General features: G+C 66.6%; 1 protein-coding gene. It reads left to right on the top strand.

Annotated features, from left to right (window positions below; all coding sequences use genetic code 11):
- Positions 1–1,869: thrombospondin type 3 repeat-containing protein (locus tag C5O18_RS08940; protein ID WP_206389826.1), on the top strand; the 1,869-nt coding region annotated here is incomplete at both ends.

Genomic DNA, 1,869 nt, shown 5'->3' with positions numbered 1-1,869 from the left:
GGATCAGGCCGACACCGACCAGAACGGCATTGGCAATGCCTGCCAGGACCTGGACAAGGACGGCATCCTGGACATCAATGACAACTGCCCGCTCCACAACAATCCGCTGCAGGAAGATGCCGACAATGATGGCATCGGCGACGCCTGCGATCCCGACATGGACGGCGACGGCGTGCCCAATGGCAGCGACAGCTGCCCGCTCGTTCCCGGCACCGGCGCCGTCTGCGCCAACGACCTTGATGGTGACGGCGTTCCCAACGGAACGGACAACTGCCCGACCATCAAGAACCTCGACCAGAAAGACACCGACGGTGACGGCATCGGCGATGCCTGTGACGACTCCGACAAGGACGGCACCGCAGACCTGGCCGACAACTGCCCCGCCGTTCCCAACTTCGACCAGAAGGACTCCGACGGTGACGGCATCGGTGATGCCTGCGATGCCGATGCCGATGGCGATGGCACGCCGAATGCCAATGACAACTGCCCGCTGGTCGCCAACCCCGGACAGGAAGATGGCGATGGCGATGGCGTCGGCGATGCCTGCATGACCGACAGCGATGGCGACGGCATTGCCGACAACATCGACAACTGCCCGCTGATTGCCAACCCAGGCCAGGAAAACAGCCGTGACCAGGGCCCGGGCGATGCCTGCAGGGACAGCGACAACGATGGCATCAACGACGCTGACGATCTCTGCCCGCTGAACCCGCTGCCCCAGGTGGACACGGATGGCGACGGTCTTGGCAATGACTGCGACCCTGACGCCGACAACGATGGCGTGCCGAACGCGCAGGACAACTGCCCGCTGATCGGGAATCCGGATCAGGCCGACTTCGACAAGGACGGCATCGGTGACGCCTGCGACGACAACTACGATGGCGATAATGTCGCCGATGTCGATGACAACTGCCCGCTGGTACCGAACAACGACCAGCTCGACAGCGACAAGGACGGCATCGGTGACGCCTGCGACACCAGCTTCACCTGCGGCGACGGCACCGCCTTCGGCGCCTGCCCGGCCCCTGGCGACATCAAGACCGGCTACAGCTGCACCGCCGGCGCGCCGGCCTCGAGCACGGTGAAGCCGATCCAGACCGGCCTGCTCTGCACCATCAGCAAAGTGCTGCTGAACGGTGCAGTGGTCGAGCTCTGCGGCGTGGACTCTCCGGCCTCGGCCGCTGACGGCAACTTCACCACCTTCACCAAGGTCAACAACGCCGTGGCGCTGGCCGACAGCCTGTTCACCGATGGCGCGCTGACCGGCCAGGTCGGGGTCGAGGTGACGCTGCCGACGCTGCAGCCGGCCGGCAAGCTCGCCTCGTTCGCGATCCGCGTGCCGCGCAGCCTGGTCGAGCTCAGCCTGGCCAAGGCCATCACGGTGACGACCGATGGCGGCGACACCTTCGGCGGCGTCGAGCAGTCCGGCGGCTTCGCCCTCGAGCTGCTGAGCTTCGGCTACGACGGCAATTCCGACCCGCTGGGTGTCGACAACCTGATCAACGACACGCCTGTCTATGTCATCGGCGGTTACGCCAGCAAGCCGTTCCAGAAGCTGTCCATCACCGTGGGCGGCGGCCTGGCTGTCGACCTCGGCACTTCGCTGGAAGTGCGTGATGTCTGCACCGAGCTGAAGGCCGGCGGTCCGGATCGCACGGTCGCCGACGGCAGCCTGCCGATCGGCGGCGGCACCGGCGGTGGCGACCTGCCGTCGCTGCCGGGCGGCGACAACCCGCTGGGCATCATCACCGAACCTCTGGGCGACGTCCTGGCGCCGGTGACCGGCCTGCTGGACCCGGTGGTCGACCCGCTGACCGGCGCGCTCAACGATGCGCTGGGCGAAACCCCGCTGGCCTTCCTGTCCAACGC

Source organism: Amnimonas aquatica, from assembly GCF_002943415.1.
GTDB classification, from domain to species: Bacteria; Pseudomonadota; Gammaproteobacteria; order Pseudomonadales; family Moraxellaceae; genus Perlucidibaca; species Perlucidibaca aquatica_A.
Note: the sequence above shows the minus strand (reverse complement) of the source record. Positions and strands in the feature narration are given on the sequence as shown.